This is a genomic window from Undibacterium sp. TJN25, assembly GCF_049339885.1.
In the GTDB taxonomy this organism is placed as follows: Bacteria; Pseudomonadota; Gammaproteobacteria; order Burkholderiales; family Burkholderiaceae_D; genus Undibacterium.
Genome location: NZ_JBMPPM010000002.1, coordinates 555,105 through 572,992, shown reverse-complemented (window position 1 = coordinate 572,992; position 17,888 = coordinate 555,105). Strand labels below are relative to the sequence as shown.

The window sequence follows — 17,888 nt, the reverse complement described above, 5'->3', positions numbered from 1 at the left end:
TTCCGTTCACGGGGCGCAAGACGGAACCTGCTGTGGAATCCGCCGCCAACTCTTTGCTTGGCGCCGAAAAGACGCCGGACCAGGCGGCGCTGAATCTGATGGGATTCGAACTTTCTCAATTCCTGGACAGCAACCCCGTTCCTACCTTTGTCATCAACAACGACCATGTGATCACGCACTGGAACAAGGCGTGCGAACATATTCTCGGATACTCGTCCGCATCCATGGTGCAGACCAGAAGGCAATGGGTACCTTTTTACCGCAGCAAGCGCCCGGTCCTGGCCGATTTGATCATAGGCGACGACTCCGAACGCCACATCTCGGAATTTTACAGCCAGAAATATAAGGGATCGCAGCTGATCAAGGGGGCTTATGAGGCGGACGATTTCTTCCCCAACCTGGGACTAAGCGGCCTGTGGATACATTTCACTGCGGCGCCTTTATACAACAGCAAGGGAGAAATCGTCGGCGCAATCGAGAGTCTTGAAGATATTACCGAAAGACGTGAAGCGGAGAGCGCACTGAGGCAAGCGCATGACAATTTAGAAAATCTTGTTAAAAAGAGAACTGCGCAATTGGCGGCAGATATCCGGCAAAGAGAAACCGTTGAGCATGAGCTCATCAGGCGCAACACCGAATTGACCGAACTCAACGCCCAGTTGAGCAAGGCGCAGGAACAACTGCTGCAATCCGAAAAGCTTGCCTCCATAGGGCAATTGGCGGCTGGCGTTGCGCATGAAATCAATAATCCTGTCGGCTATATTTTTTCGAATTTCGGGACGCTGGAAAACTACATGGCGTCATTGTTCCAGATGCTGCAGGCCTACGAGGAAAGTGAACAGCATATTTCCGCCCCGGAAGTGACCGCGAGATTAAAACAACTGCGCGACCAGATAGAGCTGGATTTTCTGAAGGAAGACATACCGGTGCTGATGCAGCAATCCAAAGAAGGGATTGTCCGGGTGCGGAAGATCGTCCAGGACCTGAAGGATTTTTCGCGCGTCGACAATAACCAGGAATGGCAATGGGCGAATTTGCATCAGGGAATAGATTCAACACTGAATATCGTGAATAACGAAATCAAATATAAGGCCGATGTCATCAAGGATTATGGGCCTATACCCGACATCGAGTGCCTGCCGTCCCAAATCAACCAGGTCATCATGAATCTGGTGGTCAATGCATCGCACGCCATCGGCAACGAACGCGGCACCATACGCATACGCACAACAGTGCAAGATGACACGGTCAGCCTGGAAGTATCAGATACCGGCTGCGGCATTCCCAAGGAACTGGTATCCCGCATTTTTGATCCTTTTTTTACGACCAAGCCGATAGGAAAAGGTACCGGGCTGGGCCTGTCGCTTTCTTACGGCATAGTCAAAAAACACAACGGCCAGATTCTGGTCTCAAGCGAAGCCGGCAAGGGAAGTGTATTTACCATCGTCCTGCCGATCACGCACGTTGACAACAGCAGTTCAAGCCACAGCCACGAAAGCGGTGAACAATGATGGACGATCCCGCAATAGCTGCGCCAGCGAGAATTCTTTGCGTGGATGACGAACCCAATATCCTTGCATCCCTGCGTCGCCTGTTCCGTGCCAAAGGCTACACCGTGCTGGCCGCGCCCGGCGGACGGGAAGGCCTTGAGCTGCTTGAAAATGAAAGTGTGGATCTGGTCATTTCCGACATGCGCATGCCCGTCATGGATGGCGCAGCATTTCTTGAGCAGGTGCGGTCCCGTTGGCCTGATACGGTACGGCTGCTGCTGACAGGCTACGCCGATGTACAGTCTATTATCGATGCGATCAACCGGGGCGAAATCTATCGCTACATCACGAAACCATGGGACGACCATGACATTCTGCTGGTGGTTCGCCATGCGCTGGAGCGCAAGGCGCTTGAAGCCGAAAAACGGCGTCTTGAAGAGCTGACCCAGCGCCAGAATGAAGAACTGAAAGCATTGAATGCCAGCCTGGAAGCAAAGGTGCAGGAACGCACCCTTGCTCTTCAGACGGCCAATGAAAAACTGAAAAACAATTTTCTGACATCGATCAAGGTATTTTCCAACGTCATCGAGATGCGAGGCGGCAAACTGGCTGGGCATTCTCGCCGGGTAGCGGACCTGGCCCGGAAAATCGCACTCAGGATGGCAATGACCGAGCGCGAAGCGCAAGAGATATTTGTGGCCGGTTTGCTCGCGGACATAGGAAAGATCGGCTTTTCGGACGAATTGCTGGCAGTCCCGCTTAATGTAATGAACGGCGATCAGTTGGGCCAGTTCCATAAGCACACGCTGCGCGCGGAACAATTGCTGATGCCCCTGGAAGATCTGCAGGTAACGGCGCGGATATTACGCTCCCAGCATGAGCGTCACGACGGCGGCGGCTTCCCGGACGGCCTGGGCGGAGACGGCATTCCGCTGGGCTCCCGCATCCTGTCGATTGCCAGTGACTATGACAATTTGCAACAAGGCGTACTGCTTCAGCGGCGCGTACCCGCCGAAGAAGCGCAAAAACTGATTTTGCGGGGCGCCGGCAACCGTTATGATGAAGCGGTGGCTGCAGCCTTCAAATACGTGGTCATGGGTATAGGCGATGAAGAGATCATCGACGACGTCGAAGTAGCTGCACAGGATTTGCAGCCCGGCATGATACTTTCAAGGGACTTGCTGTCGCGCGACGGCATTTTACTATTGCCCGCCGAACACGTGCTGAGTGAGCGTATGATAGAAAAATTGGTGCAATACTGCGCAGCCCAGGATGCCCACTTGATCATTCGTATTCACCGGAGAAGATAATGCGCAGAATTTTATTGGTGGACGATGAGCAGAATATTTTGCACGCCTTGCATCGGAGCTTGAGGCCGATTGCAAAGAGACTGGACATCGATATTGAAATGTTTACTGATCCTCAAGCGGCAATCCAGCGCCTTGGCGAAGAACGCTTCGATTTCGTGCTGTCGGACTATCATATGCCGCGGCTCGACGGCGTGGGTTTCCTGCGTATCGCCAGGGAAATCCAGCCCGATATGGTCAGGATGATGCTAAGCGCTTCGGCGGACTTCAACACCATCATGGGTGCGGTCAACGAGGCGGAGGTGTTCAGATATATCGTCAAGCCCTGGACGACATCCGAGCTTGAGCAAATTGTTCAACTGGCTGTCACGCGCCACGATCAACTGGTGGAAGAACGAAAATTAGCGGATGAGCAACGTGCTCAGAGCGATACGATGACCGTCGAAGAAAAAGAAATCCGGCAACTGGAAAATCTCGAACCCGGCATCACCAAGGTCAACTGGGGTCCGGGTGGATCGGTGTTGCTGGATGGCCAGGACTAAATCCGCCCGTGGCTTGTGACAGTCAAACCGGAAATGAAGAGCATGCGACAAGTACCTCGGTTTATCTGTCATAGCCCACTGCTACACCTGTAACGGCGGCTCATCCATCAATGCGATCTGTTCACGCAATTCCAGCACCCTGTCCTGCCAGTAGCGCTGTGTATTAAACCAGGGAAACGCCTGCTTGAACGCGGGGTCATCCCAGCGCTGGGCCAGCCAGGCGGAATAATGCAGCAGACGCAGGCTGCGCAGCGCTTCCACCAGGTGCAGCTGGCGCGGCTGGAAATCATGGAAATCTTCATAACCGGCAAGGATGTCGCTGAACTGCACCGTCATGTCGGCACGCGTGCCCGACAGCAGCATCCACAGGTCTTGTATTGCCGGCCCCATGCGACTGTCGTCAAAGTCGACAAAATGCGGGCCGGCGTCGGTCCATAGAACGTTACCTATATGACAATCCCCATGCAAGCGTATCACCTGCACGTCGCCAGCGCGGTCATAGCAGCGGGCGACCCCGTCCAGCACCATTTCCGCGGTGCTTTGATAGGCACTCAGCAGATCCGGCGGAATAAAACCGTTGGCCAGCAAAAAATCCAGCGGTTTGCGGCCGAAACTGTCCATGTCGAGCGAGGGCCTGCTCTGGTAGGTCTGCGTGGCGCCGACGGCGTGTATGCGGCCGATGAAGCGCCCTAGCCACTCCAGTGTGTCAGGATTATCCAGTTCCGGCGCCCTGCCGCCATGCTTGGGAAAGACAGAAAAACGGAAACCCTGGTAATTGTGCAGCGTCTGCCCGTCCGGCGTTGCCAGCGCCGGTACCACGGGAATTTCGCGCTCCACCAGCGTTTGGACAAACGCATGCTCTTCCAGTATCTGCGCGTCGGACCAGCGCCGGGGCCGGTAGAATTTGGCTACCAACGGCGGACCATCTTCGATCCCCAGCTGGTAAACCCGGTTTTCATAGCTATTTAACGCCAGCAGGCGGCCATCGCAGCGAAATCCGGTGTATTCCAGCGAGTCCAGCGCATCCAGCACGCTGTCTGGGCTTAAATCGGCAAAGGAAGTGGGGGCGGTAGTTTCAGTCATGCGCTATTGTACTTTCTCCAGCAGCCTGCCCAAGCATTGAATACAATGTAAAACTGCATGCCGATACCGCCGCCGACCGGAGCACAGTGCGTGCCTCGGCGTAAAAGCTGGGTTACACTGCCGGTATTTACCCCTTACCACGAGCCACAATATGCATCTGGACCAACCCCTTTCCGATAAAGAATTCAACGAACTGGATAAATTCCTGATGTCTGACCGCGTTGGCGATGACGGCATGACGATGGATGCGCTGCATGGCTACATGACCGCCATCGCGATAGGCCCGGAGGTCATTCCCATGGCCGAATGGCTGCCGCTGGTGTGGGGCCTGCCGGACGATGGCGAACCCAATTTCAAGAATGAGAAGGAAATGGAGCGCATCACCAGCCTGATCGCCCGCTTCATGAATGAGGTTGCCATCACGTTTGAAGTGGCGCCGCAAGAATTTGAACCCCTGTTCTGCGTGATGGAGCAGGACGGCAAGGAATTGATCGACGGAGAAACCTGGGCCTGGGGTTTCTGGGAAGGCATGCAGCTGCGCGATGAAGCCTGGCAGCCGATACGCGACTCCAATATCGCCCCGATGCTGCGCCCTGTCTACCTGCTGGGCGCCGAAGAGATAGAAGAAGAAGAAATGGTGCTGGTCGATACACCGTTGAAATGCCACAAGTTGGCGATAGAACTGGAGGCGGCAATACCGGAGATCCGCCGTTTCTGGGCGCCTTTACGCAAATCCGGCGTCGCCACTGTCAAGCGTGAAGCGCCCAAGGTCGGCCGCAACGACGTATGCGATTGCGGCAGCGGCAAGAAATACAAAAAGTGCTGTGGCGCCGAGCCTACGATCCACTAAACCTCTGCATAGGCCGAACGGTTCGTTGCATGTATCAAGGGCGCTTCCAATGCGCCCTTCTTTTATTCCAGGCCCGGATGCCCGTGCGGACCGAATAAACCCTCTAGCGTTGAGCTTCAGGCTATCAAAGCAACTGTGCTATGGTCAGGCCTGCCATTTTCACCTGTTTTCCATGGAGTAGCGCATGAGCCTGCAAGACCAGTTTATCCAAGCCCAGGCAGATTCAAAAAATCTGCCTGAACGTCCAGACAACATGACTCTGCTAAAAATATATGCGCTGTTCAAGCAAGCCAGCTCAGGCGACGCCGGCGGCGACAGGCCAGGCTTTACCGATATGGTAGGCCGCGCCAAGTACGACGCGTGGGCCGCGCTGGCCGGCACGGACAAGGAAGCCGCAATGCAGCAATACATCGACCTGATCACCGACCTGCAGGCGTAAGCGCTGCAGGCCTGTCTTCCCGCTGCGTTACCGGAAGGCTTCGGGGTTCAGCAGGTTCGGCGGGCGCTGCTTGCTGTCGAGCGCTGCAATCAGGTTGTCCGCCGCGCGGTTGGTCATGGCCTTCCTGGTAGGGGTGGAAGCACTGGCGATGTGGGGCGTCAGCACCACATTGTCCAGGCCGAGGAAATCCGGATGGAATTTGGGTTCATTCTCAAACACGTCCAGCCCTGCCGCCGCAATTTTCTTCGCTTTCAAGGCAGCGATCAGCGCGACATCGTCAACGATGCCGCCACGCGCCAGGTTGACCAGCGTTGCCCCCGGCTTCATCATGTCCAGCTCCGCCGCGCCTATCGTATGGCGCGATTCCGCGGAATACGGCAGCACCAGCACGACATGGTCCGCGGTGCGTAGCAATTCTTCCTTGCCGACATAGCGTGCATTATTGGCATGCGCCTCCTGCTGCTCGCCAAGGCGTGAGCGGTTATGGTAGATCACCCGCATATCGAATCCCATGGAGCGGCGCGCTATCGCCTGCCCTATCCTGCCCATGCCGATGATGCCCAGCGTGGAACCGTGCAGGTCGGCGCCGAGAAAATAATCGTAGCGCCACTTCTGCCATTTCCCGGCGCGCAGCCAATGCTCCGATTCGGTAATCCGGCGCGCTGTCGCCATCAATAGCGCCCAGCCGAAATCGGCGGTGGTTTCATTCAGCACATCTGGCGTATTGCTGGCCATGACGCCATGCGCGGTGCAGGCGGCAACGTCGATATTGTCGTAGCCGACCGCCATATTGGCGACGATCTTCAGGTCAGGCAAGCGGGCCAGAAGTTCCGCATCAAAGCGTGAGCTGGAAGTGGACATCACGCCGGCCTTGCCCTGCAGCCTGGCGACCAGCTGGTCCGGTGTGTACAGAACGTCATCCTGGTTGGACTCAACGTCGAAATGCTGGGACAGGCGCTCCAGCACTTCCGGAAAAACGGCGCGGGCGACCAGGATGGCAGGTTTCATGAATTCCACTTTCAAAATAAAACATCTGTTGTTCGGTTAAATGTTGTTTGGTTAAATGCAGGCCGGCGCCGATAAAATTTCCGCAACGCCTGTCCGATGAAATAAGTTTAACTGATTCGCGGCAAGCATGACGCCTGCGGGGCAGATGATTTCTATTCAGCCCAGGCGGCAAATAATTCATCCGTAAAATGCACGCAAACAAATCCGCGGGGGCTTCATCAAAATCAGGCAGTTGCCAAGGCACCCGGGCTTTTGCCATCGCGCATGCATGACAATAGATAGCATATTACCAAGCACGCCTTGGCCTGCCGGAGATTCAGGATAGTGCACAAGGACGGCGACAAGCAGATGGCCAATGCCGGGAACGCATTTGCTTATTCATAATTTATCTAAGCCTGATTTGTGAGTTATGTGAAATTGCCTTAAAATACAATGCTTTGCAGCATAGCTTTATCCCGATGCGCATAGAGAACACCTAGAACACCCAGAATACTTAAGATTGGAACGTTATGACCCACGTTGTGACCGAATCCTGCATCCGCTGCCGCTACACCGATTGCGTGGATGTATGTCCGGTGGACTGCTTCCGTGCAGGACCGAATTTCCTGGTAATCGATCCGGATGAATGCATCGATTGTGCCGTCTGTGTCGCCGAATGCCCGGTCAACGCCATTTATGCGGAAGAAGATGTTCCTGCCGACCAGCAGCAATATATCAAGATCAATATAGAACTGACATCCAAGTGGCCATCGATCACCAAAACCGTCAGCCCGCTGCCCGACGCAGACGACTGGAAAGACGTCAAAGACAAACTGCAGCACCTGCAACGATAAGCGCGCAAAAGCGTATCGTGGTAGGGTCGTAACAAGTCTTCGCGCAAATCGTAGCACCGATAGCCGGTTATATTTGGGATGAACGTCCCTGGCAGCTTATCGTCTGAAAATAGTATTTATCAGGAATAAAGAGTCGTATGGAAACCAAGCAATCTACTTCCGCCAACGGACAGGCGGCGCATCCGATTGAAGCTGATGCAGTCATCGTGGGAGCCGGGCCGGTTGGCCTGTTCCAGGTTTTTGAACTCGGGCTGCTGGAAATCAAGGCGCACGTGATCGATTCATTGCCCGTTGTCGGCGGCCAGTGCGTGGAGCTTTATCCGGACAAACCTATTTACGACATTCCTGCCGTACCGGTCTGCACCGGCCAGGAATTGACAGACAACCTGCTGAAACAGATCGAGCCGTTTGAGCCAACCTTTCATTTGAACCAGGAAGTCTCTCTGGTACAAAAACGTGAAGATGGCCGCTTCGACCTGGAAACGTCGCAAGGCACGCGCTTCATTACCAAGACCATTTTCATTGCCGCCGGCGTCGGTTCATTCCAGCCGCGCACCTTGAAAGTCGAAGGCATCGATGCGTTTGAGAACAAGCAGCTGTTCTACCGTGTTAAAGACCCTACACAGTTCCATGGTAAAAACCTGGTGATCTGCGGCGGCGGCGATTCCGCGCTGGACTGGGCGCTGGCACTGGCCGGCAAAGCCGAATCCGTTGTACTGCTGCACCGCCGTGAAGATTTCCGCGCTGCGCCGGCTTCTGTCGCCAAGATGAAAGAACTGTGCGACAACTATGAAATGCAGCTGACAATAGGCCAGGTCACCGGCATAGAAACCAAGGACGACCTGCTGTCCGAAATCAAGGTGACCGGCGCTGACGGCGTAACCCGCCGCATGCCACTGGACAACCTGCTGGTCTTCTTTGGCCTGTCGCCAAAGCTCGGCCCTATCGCCGAATGGGGCCTGGATATAGAGCGCAAGCAGTTGAAAGTGGTCAATACCGAGAAGTTTGAAACCAATGTACCGGGCATCTTCGCGGTGGGCGACATCAACACGTATCCCGGCAAGAAAAAACTGATACTGTCCGGTTTCCATGAAGCTGCGCTGGCAGCCTTCGGCGCGGCGCCGTATATTTTCCCTGAAAAGAAAATCCACATGCAGTACACGACGACATCGCCGAAACTGCACAAGATACTGGGCGTGGAAACACCGGTATTCGACTAAGCATGCACGCTTGAAATAAAAGGCATCACGGGCAACCGCGATGCCTTTTTGTTTATGGGGCCGGCAACGCCTGCCGGTTCATCAAACGCCTGGCGACAAACTAGTCTTCCACGTTGACCAGATTATGCGCAATAGCGGTGCTGTGTATGACGATCTTGTTGGCGTCCTCGGCAATCAGCTTGCTGCGCCGTTGCAGCAGGCGCCAGCCGGACCATGCCTGCACGCCGGGCTCGGGATTGGCCGGATCCAGTTCGTAATCCACGTCAAAAGTCCCCTCCACCTTGGACTCCACCGCCGATACCTTGGACGGCATGATGGCATCCCACCTCTGCTGCGCACGGGCCAGATTGTCCCATACCCTGGCACAGATATCTTCCAGCATGCTATTGACATACGTGGAGGGCTGGCCGCGCACGTGGCGGCGCAGCAGCAGCCGCAGCGACGCCACGTGCGCAATCACAAGGTAATTCTGCACAACGAACAGGTTGATATCCTCCACTGCCCTGCGCTTGCTTTCAGGCTCATCCAGCATGCGCACCAGCGCAGAACTCAAGCCCGCCAGACTGTCCATCAGGCGCTTGCGGCTGATGCGGTAGACAAAGTCATCGGTAATCCTGGCTTGCAGCAGGTCGCGGGCGGCAATGATGTAGCGCTGATTGTCCGCCAGCACGTTCTTGACCAGTTGCGGCAACGCGCGGTATTCCCAGCTGGGCAGCACGAAACTGAATAATGTCGCGATAATGGCGCCAATCAGCGTATCGGTCAGCCTTTCGCTGACGACATGCGCATTGGTGGGCACCAGCAGGTTGATCTGCAGCAGGATCTGCATCGTCGCAGCCACCGCCGCATAGCGGTATTTGATGTAAAGAAAAGCCGGTACCGCAGCAGTCGCCAGAAACAGGAAACCCAGCAGCAAAACCGGCGCATGCACAAAATGCAGGATCACCGATGTAACAACACAGCCTATGACGGTGCCTATCAGGCGGTCGCTACGCCGCTGTTTGGTCATGCTGAAACTGGGCTTCAAAATGATGACGATGGTCAGCACTATCCAGTATCCATGGGCAGCATAGGGTAAATGATCGGCAATCAGCAGACCGACCGTAATCGCCAGCGCCACCCTGATCGAGAAGCGGAATGTAGGCGACGTCCAGCTCATGTTGGACAGCATCACGCCGAGTGCATACCGCTGCTGGGTCAGGAACGGCGTCATGTCGGCATCGGGCAGCATCGGCATAGGCGCCGCAGGCGCCTGCGTTGCAAGGTGCAGTTGCCCTATCATGTCGACGACATCGCGTAGCTTGTTGAGCGACGAGCGTAGCGCCGTCAGCGCTTCTTCCGGCAGTTTGCCGTCGCGGCTATCCTGCTCCAGCCGGACAACGCTCTTTTCGATCGCCTCCATATCTTCACGGTAGCTGATTTCACTATACGACGCACGCTTGCGAGTGATCGAATAGGCAACCGATTCGATATCGCGCGCTGCCTTGTCCACCATCTGGTGCAGCAGATCCAGCACATCGGTATCTGCCAGATAGCGCCGCAGCACAACGTAATCCGTATGTGTGGCCAGCACCAGCTCATACAAATCGAGCATCCGAAAATGTACCTGCACCAGCACGCTGTCCTGCTCGCTCTGCTTGCCGCGCAGCAGCAGGTCGCGCGACGCCTGCTGCTTGTCGGCCAGCAGGATCTGCTGCCGTACCGCCAGGTTGAACTGTTCGTTCAGGTCGGTGCTGGTGTCGTAGAAACCGGCCTTGATATCGATGTACCGGGTCAGTTCAAACAAGGCTTCCGCCAGGATCTGCTGCCTGATGCGGTTGCGCAGGAACCAGGACACCACCATCGAATAAGTCATATAGGATAGGCCGCCGGCCAGGAACAGCCCGCTGTGCAGGAAGGCCTCGCGGGCGCTGAGCTCGTTTTCCATCGACAGCGTCATGACGAACAGGGCGGCAAACTGCAGGGGCATGGTTTTTTTGCCGTACACCACCATCATGCTGGCCAGGAAGCTGATGATCACCAGCATGATGCTGAGCAGCAGATTGAACGGCGCGCATAAACTGATGATCAGCGTGACCGCCGTGCATAGCAGCACACTGGACAGCATTTCGTTGAATTTGTGTCGTAACGGACTGGGCATGTCCATCAGGCTGGTGCACAAGGCGCCTATACACACCGTCATTGCAGTCGGCAAGTCGGCGTAAGCAAGGACAAGAGAGGTCAACCCGATGACGCCGATAGCGATCCTGAAGCCGGTATAAAAATAATGGCTGAAAATGAAGGTGCGCAGGTCTAGGGCATAGTGCATAGGCGGATAAGCATTCAAGCATGACAAGCTGAAAAGTATAGACGAAGTCGCACTGCTTGCGAGAAAAAAACCTGGTATTTCCCGGCCGGCAAATTGGGGGACCTGGCCGGCTGGCTTAAAGCTGGCTTAATTAAGGCACACGCCCTTGCCTGCCACGGGCGCAGCAGCTGCCGTTTCGGCAGGGGTGGATGGAGCGGACGAGGTGAGCATCATGGACGCGGCATTGCCAGAATCGTCCACCAGCGGCATCAGCGTCGGCGCGAGCAGCTTCAGCAACTGCACCGGCAAGGCGCTGGTGAAGTCGTAGCCGGCCGCCTGCGCGCCCGGCACATAGGCAATGATGGTGCCGAAGAAGCGCTGGTCGATGTTGAACACAAAAGTCGCGGAGCGGTTGACGACACGCGACTCGATCAGTTGGCCATGGGCGCCGAAGGTGTCGAAGCGGTTGTCGCCGGTGCCGGTTTTGCCGCCAACCGGAATGAAACTGCCGTCAGCGCGCGCAAAAGCCTGTTTGACCCGCCTGGCCGTGCCGTCTTCCACCACCAGCCGTATGGTTGCCAGCGCCGCTTGCGCGACCTCCGGCGCCAGCACCTGTTCCTGCGCGCCGGGATGGAATTGCAGCAGCGTTTCATACGGCGTCGCAGCGGCGAAATGCAAGGACTTGATACGCATATTGGGCTTGCGCACGCCATTATTGACCAGTATGCCCATCAGCTCGGCCAGCGCCGCCGGCCTGTCGGCGGAAGCGCCCAACGCCGAGGCATAAGACGGCACCAGCGATTCGAAAGGATAGCCTAGGCGCTTCCACTGCTGGTGAATTTCCAGGAAACCCTCCTGCTCCAGCAGGTCCAGGATGCGCTTGTCCTGCGCATGCTTACGGTGCGTAGAGAACAGCCATGCGTATACCTCTTGCCGCTCCTGCACGCTGGCCTGCATGACCTGCGCCTGCGTGGCATCCGGATGCGTGCGCAGGTAACTGATCAGCCACAGCTCCAGCGGATGGACGCGGGCGACGTAACCGCGGTCCGCCAGCGACATCTGCTGCGGCGAATACTGTGTGTACATTTTCTCCAGCTTGCCGTCGCCCAGCCCGGTGCCGGCAGGCAGCCTCGCATTCAGGAAAGCCTTGAACTCCGCCAGGCTGGCGTCCGGCTGGATACCGAACAGGATGGCGGCCAGCCGCGACGCCGCTGGCTTCACGTTGTCCAGCAGCAGGTCTTCCGCGTCCTGCGTGTTCTTGCCCTGGTATTTGCTCAGGAAGCGGCGGATGAATACCTTGCCTTCCCTGTCGGCAAAGCGAGACAGGTAGGCAGCCCGGCGCGGGTCATCCGCATCCTGCAGCAGGCTGGCCGACGATCCGGGTACCTGAAACATATAGTGATGGACGATGTCGCGCATGAGCCGGATGAACACGAGGTTGACGGAATTGCGCAGGCCGTCGCGCACGGCCATGATCTGATTATCGTCCTCATGCTTGAAATTATCGAAACGGTGCATGCCGCCGCCGGTCATGAACTGCTCACCCGGATTGGCCGAGTAGCGCCGGTCCAGCGCCGCTGTCAGCATCGCCTTCAGGCTTTTGTCTTCGGCAGCCGCAATGTATTCGATGGCCCAGCGCGTTAGCACATCCTTCCTGTCCACCTCAACCGCGCGCAACTCTTGCTTGCCCATGCCGGCGAGATGCTCGTGCAGGTGCGCCATCAGGTCAAGATAGGTCACCAGCGTGCGCAGCTTGGCCGTGGAGCCAAGGTCCAGCTTGGTTCCTTCGTTGATATTAAGCGGCTGGTCGAAGTTGTCGGTCTGCACCCGCAGGTAGTTCCGGTCTTCTCCGCGCTCATACAGCGTAAAACTATAGACAACCTTGGACGGATCGCCGCGGTCCAGCAACTGCTTGCTGTTGAGGCCGGCCGCCTCTGCCTTTGCCGGATCACGCAGCTCCCTGAGCAGGCCGGTGACGGCTTCCTGCACCGGCGCATCCAGCGTGCTGGCGACATTGACATCCAGCCGGTCCAGATCATAAAGGCGGCTGCCGCCCAGCAGGCCTGCAAGATGGTTGCGTACCGTATTAGCGGCCTTGCGGGTCACAAAAGACACCGCCGGTGCATTGAGCTTGTGTGCGTTACGCTGCAATTTTGCCTTCAGCGCAGCATCGCGGAACTGCGGGCCGATGATGCCGGCACTGCCCAGCAGGCGCAGATGGCTGTCGGTCAGCTGCTCCAGGTCGGCTTCATTGCCGTCCAGGTAATAAGACGGCCGCCGCTGGGAAATCATCAGGCTCAGCGCCTGCTTGTACATCTGCGGCCGCTCGCCAAGATCGCCATCGGTCTTTGCTGCCGGAGTCACCGCCTTCAGCTCACGGTTGACATCGCCGAGTTCGCGCCCGTACCACACCCACAGGCCGTCGCCAAGCCCATTCACTTCGCCGAAACCTGGCTTCGCAGACAAAGGCATCGTGTTGAGGTAAGTCACAACGATCTGCCGCCTGACAGCAGACGTATCCTCCCCATGCTGATAAGCCCTGAGAGATGCCGATACCATCTGGTGCAGCTTTTCCCTGGCCGATGCGGTCCGGCCTTCAGGCGAATGGCGATATTTTTCTATCTGCGTTGCCAGTGTACTGCCGCCCGGCGTGCGAGCATCACCGGTAAACACTTGCATGCCCTTGTTCATCACCGCCAGTGTCAGCCTGTCCCATTCCACGGCAGGGTTGCGTTTCGGATACTGCCCATCCAGCAGTTCACGGTTTTCAATAAACAGCAGCGTATTGATCAATAAAGGCGCTATGTCGTCGAAGCCGGCATATACGCGCTTGGGATAGCGCTCCTGGAACAGCGTCTGGTCGTGGCAATCGACAATGCTGAGGCCGCCCTGTGCCTTCTCCTGGTAAGGGGCAAAATAGCCATCGTCCACCAGTTGCGCCATACGCGGCGAGATGCTGGCCTGGCGGGATATTTCAAATTCCCGCGATTGCAATTTATTTAAAAAGCCCGGCAGGTCGGAATACCCCAGTCTTTCATCAAACGGGGCTTTTTGCGGGAAACGTATGGATTTGCTGGCGCCGGCGTCGACGGAGAATTTGCTTTCTCCCGCAATCCGGTTGAAGAAGCGAGCCTGCTGCGCCGAGGTGCGCAATTCTTCCCTGAGCAGTAGCGCCGCTACAGCGCAGCACAGCAGCACCACGAAGACCGCAATGATCCTGGGGCGGAACAAGAAAGACCTTATACCCTGCGCACGCATGATGGAGCCTGATTCTGTGGTGTTGACTGGGGGCGCATGCACTTAAAACACATCTCATCGGTAGCAGCGAGATGGCTCTAATGTATCAAAGAATGCACTCGCGGCGAGACATGTAACCGCATTCACAAAAAATAGTCGGCGCGGGTGATTTTAGTGTGGCGAAAATGAGAAGACGGGCGCATGGAGACAGTACATTGGGGTATGCTTTTAAGGATGTGCGGAGCGTCTCGCCTTCCGCAGTTTCATCTCCGGCTTTGATGTTTTTACGGCGCTGGACGACAGACCCTCTGCGCCTCCGCCTCCGTATGCAGCAGCCCGCTAAACTGCCCAGTTGCAGGCGACTGAAAATCGCTGCCACGTCTCAGGCTGTCTCCAATCTCTCCCGCCGTCTCATGCATCGAACTGTCCGCCGCTTCCCAGCATCTGCTCAACATCTGGACAGATGAAAATTTCCGGTCGTCGGCGCAAAAATGCAATATAGTGCAAATTCAAAACTCAGCAAGTCCGGTATGTTGCCATTTCCGGTGTAAAATAGTTCCCTAGGGTACGAAGATACCTATAACAATCAGACAATATTGGACGTGTACGTTTGCCGGCCTGCCGGATCTCATGAAGAAAATCGAGGTTCTGGTATGGTTTTACTAGCCGTGCTACGTATTTCCCACAAGAATTAACAGTATTTAACAGCAAGACATCATGTCGTCAGGCCTGCTTGCGACAAAATTCTGAAACTGGTTTATGATGCATCGCAACAAGGTGGCTCATTCATTCGAATCGGATTGCTACCCTATCTGAAAGTTAACATCATGCTTTATCAATTACACGAACTGAACCGCGCCTTCCTGAATCCGCTGACCCAGTGGGCAGAGGCCTCGTCCAAGCTCTTCACCAATCCGGTATCGCCTTTTGCGCACACGCCCTATTCGCAGCGTATTGCAGCGGCGTACGAGCTGGTCTACAGGCTGGGCAAGGATTATGAAAAGCCTGAGTTCGGTATCACTTCCACGACGATCAACGAAAAGACAGTGGAAATAGCGCAAACGACAACGCTGACCAAGCCATTTTGCAGACTGTTGCACTTCCAGAAGATATTGTCCGATAAGGATGTCGCCAAGCTGAAACAGCCGAAAGTGCTGCTGGTCGCGCCTTTGTCCGGCCACCATTCGACGCTGCTGCGCGATACCGTACGCGGCCTGTTGCCGCAACACGATGTCTTTATCACCGACTGGACCGATGCACGCATGGTGCCGGCTAGCGATGGCGAATTCCATCTGCATGACTATATCTACTACGTGCAGGAATTCATCCGCCTGCTGGGGCCCGACGTGCATGTGATCTCCGTGTGCCAGCCGACTGTGCCTGTGCTCGCGGCAATCTCGTTGATGGCAACCGACAAAGATCCCAAGCTGCCGAAAACGATGACGATGATGGGCGGCCCGATAGACCCGCGCAAATCGCCTACCGCTGTCAATAACCTGGCAACCGAAAAGAAATTCTCCTGGTTTGAGAATACGGTGATCTATAGCGTGCCGGCAAACTATCCAGGTAGCGGCCGCAAGGTCTACCCTGGTTTCCTGCAGCATGCCGGCTTCGTCGCAATGAACCCGGACCGCCATGCACAAAGCCACTACGATTTTTACGAACACCTGATCCAGGGCGATGACGAGTCTGCCGAACAGCATCGCAAGTTCTACGACGAATATAATGCGGTGCTGGACATGCCCGCCGACTACTACCTGGAAACGATCAAGACAGTGTTCCAGGACTTCGACCTGCCGAAAGGCACGTGGAAAGTGGAAGGCAAGCTGGTGCGTCCGCAAGATATCAAGACCGTGGCACTGTTTACCATCGAAGGTGAGCTGGATGACATTTCCGGCGCGGGCCAGACCCAGGCCGCACACGATCTGTGCAGTGGACTGCCGGCCAAGATGAAACAGGATTTCGTCGCGCCGAAGTGCGGCCACTACGGCATTTTTTCAGGCCGCCGCTGGCGCGAAGTCATTGCGCCGAAAATCGCCGAGTTCATCAAGGAACACGCTTAAGTCTCTCGGTAGTTAGAATAACTCGATTAAATTCGATTAAGCGTTTAAAAGAGCCGCCCGCATGTAGATGCCGGCGGCTTTTACTTTGTGGGAGCAGTGATTTGGAGGGATAATGGCACTTTAAGCCGCCGCCAATAATCACCTCGTGTCCTTCACCCCGCCAACAATTCCCATAACGCTCACACTGGCAGACCAGCTGGAAAACCTGTTGCCGCAGACACAGTGCACCAAATGCGGCTACCCGGCGTGCAGGCCCTATGCCGAAGCAATCGCTGACGGCAGTGCCGGCTACAACCAATGCCCGCCGGGAGGCCAGGAAGGCGTAGCCCGGCTGGCCGGACTGCTGGGTAAGCCGGTAATCCCGCTGGACATTAGCCACGGCCATGAACGCGTGCGCCCTGTTGCGCTGATCGACGAAGCCTATTGCATAGGCTGCACGCTATGTATCCAGGCCTGCCCGGTTGACGCCATCATGGGCGCGCCCAAGCAGATGCATACGGTACTGCCGGATCTGTGCACCGGCTGCGACCTGTGCGTGGCGCCCTGCCCTGTGGATTGCATCAGCATGGTGGACATAACGCCAGGAAAAACCGGATGGGATGCCTGGTCGCAGCAGCAGGCAGACCAGGCACGCGTGCAATTCCATGCGCGGCAAGCCAGGCTGAAACGCGACAAGCAGGAAAACGACGACAGGCTGGCTGCCAAGGCTGCCGCCAAGCTGCAAAGCATCTCCGCGGAACCGGCACTGACGCCGGAAGAGGTAGAGGCGCAGCAGCGGAAGAAGGCCATCATCGCCGCTGCCATTGAGCGTGCACGGCTAAAGAAGCTGGAAAACGACCATCCCGAAAACAAGAACGACACATCATGAACGCGACCATCAGACAGGAAATTTTTGCCCGGCTCAAGGAACAGAATCCGCATCCCACTACCGAACTGGAATATACGACCCCTTTTGAACTGCTGATTGCGGTGCTATTGTCTGCCCAGGCAACCGACGTATCGGTCAACAAGGCGACGCGCAAACTGTATCCGATGGCCAATACGCCGGAAAGCATTTATGCGCTGGGAGTGGACGGACTGATCCCGTATATCCAGACCATAGGCTTGTTCCGCACCAAGGCCAAGAACGTTATCGAAACCTGCCGCATCCTCATTGCCGAGCACGGCGGCCGCGTGCCGCGCACGCGCGAAGCGCTGGAAGCCCTGCCGGGTGTTGGCCGGAAGACCGCCAACGTGGTGCTCAATACGGCCTTTGGCGAAGCCACCATTGCCGTGGATACGCATATCTTCCGCGTATCGAACCGTACCGGCATCGCGCCCGGCAAGAATGTGGACGTCGTGGAAGAAAAACTGATGAAGGCAGTCCCTGCGGAATACCGGCTGGATGCCCACCACTGGCTGATCCTGCATGGCCGCTACACCTGCCTGGCGCGCACGCCTAAATGCTGGAACTGCATGATCGCTGATCTGTGCGAGTACAAGGACAAGACGCCGGTACCGAAAGGCGTGTAAGCGAAGGCGATCACTGC

14 protein-coding genes are annotated in these 17,888 nt (G+C 56.4%); 10 read left to right on the top strand and 4 right to left on the bottom strand.

The window, feature by feature from the left end:
• Positions 1-32 precede the first annotated feature (32 nt).
• The 3 genes from ACO0LO_RS06310 to ACO0LO_RS06300 are packed head-to-tail and all read left to right on the top strand — an operon-like array spanning position 33 to position 3,339.
• On the top strand, positions 33-1,511 hold the full coding sequence (locus ACO0LO_RS06310) for an ATP-binding protein (protein WP_422963342.1): 1,479 nt from the start codon (positions 33-35) through the stop codon (positions 1,509-1,511).
• Entirely contained in the window at positions 1,508-2,800 is a 1,293-nt protein-coding gene (locus ACO0LO_RS06305) for an HD domain-containing phosphohydrolase (RefSeq protein ID WP_422963341.1), read from the top strand. Before ACO0LO_RS06310 ends, ACO0LO_RS06305 begins: the two co-directional genes overlap by 4 nt.
• Positions 2,800-3,339, top strand: coding sequence for a response regulator (locus ACO0LO_RS06300; RefSeq protein ID WP_422963340.1), 540 nt, complete (start codon positions 2,800-2,802; stop codon positions 3,337-3,339). Before ACO0LO_RS06305 ends, ACO0LO_RS06300 begins: the two co-directional genes overlap by 1 nt.
• An 81-nt stretch (positions 3,340-3,420) precedes the next feature.
• Here the strand turns inward: ACO0LO_RS06300 and ACO0LO_RS06295 are convergent, their stop codons facing one another.
• On the bottom strand, positions 3,421-4,422 hold the full coding sequence (locus tag ACO0LO_RS06295) for a serine/threonine protein kinase (protein WP_422963339.1): 1,002 nt from the start codon (positions 4,420-4,422) through the stop codon (positions 3,421-3,423).
• A gap of 151 nt (positions 4,423-4,573) precedes the next feature.
• On the opposite strand from ACO0LO_RS06295, the gene ACO0LO_RS06290 reads away from it, so the two are divergent.
• Entirely contained in the window at positions 4,574-5,272 is a 699-nt protein-coding gene (locus tag ACO0LO_RS06290; protein ID WP_422963338.1) for a UPF0149 family protein, read from the top strand.
• Positions 5,273-5,456: 184 nt separating this feature from the next.
• Positions 5,457-5,711, top strand: a complete 255-nt coding sequence (locus ACO0LO_RS06285; protein ID WP_422963337.1) for an acyl-CoA-binding protein — start codon at positions 5,457-5,459, stop codon at positions 5,709-5,711.
• Between the two features lie 27 nt (positions 5,712-5,738).
• Here the strand turns inward: ACO0LO_RS06285 and ACO0LO_RS06280 are convergent, their stop codons facing one another.
• Positions 5,739-6,719: a 2-hydroxyacid dehydrogenase gene (locus tag ACO0LO_RS06280; protein WP_422963336.1), complete on the bottom strand. Its 981-nt coding sequence runs from the start codon at positions 6,717-6,719 to the stop codon at positions 5,739-5,741.
• Positions 6,720-7,228: 509 nt separating this feature from the next.
• Here ACO0LO_RS06280 and fdxA point away from each other — a divergent pair.
• A complete protein-coding gene (fdxA, locus tag ACO0LO_RS06275) occupies positions 7,229-7,552 on the top strand; it encodes a ferredoxin FdxA (protein ID WP_422963335.1) in 324 nt (107 codons plus the stop codon).
• 137 nt (positions 7,553-7,689) lie between these two features.
• A complete protein-coding gene (locus ACO0LO_RS06270) occupies positions 7,690-8,772 on the top strand; it encodes an NAD(P)/FAD-dependent oxidoreductase (RefSeq protein ID WP_422963334.1) in 1,083 nt (360 codons plus the stop codon).
• Between the two features lie 100 nt (positions 8,773-8,872).
• Here the strand turns inward: ACO0LO_RS06270 and ACO0LO_RS06265 are convergent, their stop codons facing one another.
• The gene (locus ACO0LO_RS06265) at positions 8,873-11,080 is read right to left on the bottom strand and encodes an FUSC family membrane protein (RefSeq protein WP_422963333.1); all 2,208 of its coding nucleotides are present in this window, start codon (positions 11,078-11,080) and stop codon (positions 8,873-8,875) included.
• Positions 11,081-11,206: 126 nt separating this feature from the next.
• Complete coding sequence (locus ACO0LO_RS06260) at positions 11,207-14,359, bottom strand: transglycosylase domain-containing protein (protein ID WP_422963332.1); 3,153 nt, start codon at positions 14,357-14,359, stop codon at positions 11,207-11,209.
• A gap of 764 nt (positions 14,360-15,123) precedes the next feature.
• Between ACO0LO_RS06260 and ACO0LO_RS06255 the strand changes: the two genes are divergently transcribed.
• The 3 genes from ACO0LO_RS06255 (at position 15,124) to nth (ending at position 17,871) form a co-directional block, all read left to right on the top strand.
• A complete protein-coding gene (locus tag ACO0LO_RS06255; protein ID WP_422963331.1) occupies positions 15,124-16,359 on the top strand; it encodes a polyhydroxyalkanoate depolymerase in 1,236 nt (411 codons plus the stop codon).
• A gap of 145 nt (positions 16,360-16,504) precedes the next feature.
• The gene (gene rsxB / locus ACO0LO_RS06250; protein ID WP_422963330.1) at positions 16,505-17,227 is read left to right on the top strand and encodes an electron transport complex subunit RsxB; all 723 of its coding nucleotides are present in this window, start codon (positions 16,505-16,507) and stop codon (positions 17,225-17,227) included.
• Positions 17,224-17,871: an endonuclease III gene (gene nth / locus ACO0LO_RS06245; protein WP_422963329.1), complete on the top strand. Its 648-nt coding sequence runs from the start codon at positions 17,224-17,226 to the stop codon at positions 17,869-17,871. Before rsxB ends, nth begins: the two co-directional genes overlap by 4 nt.
• Positions 17,872-17,888 lie beyond the last annotated feature (17 nt).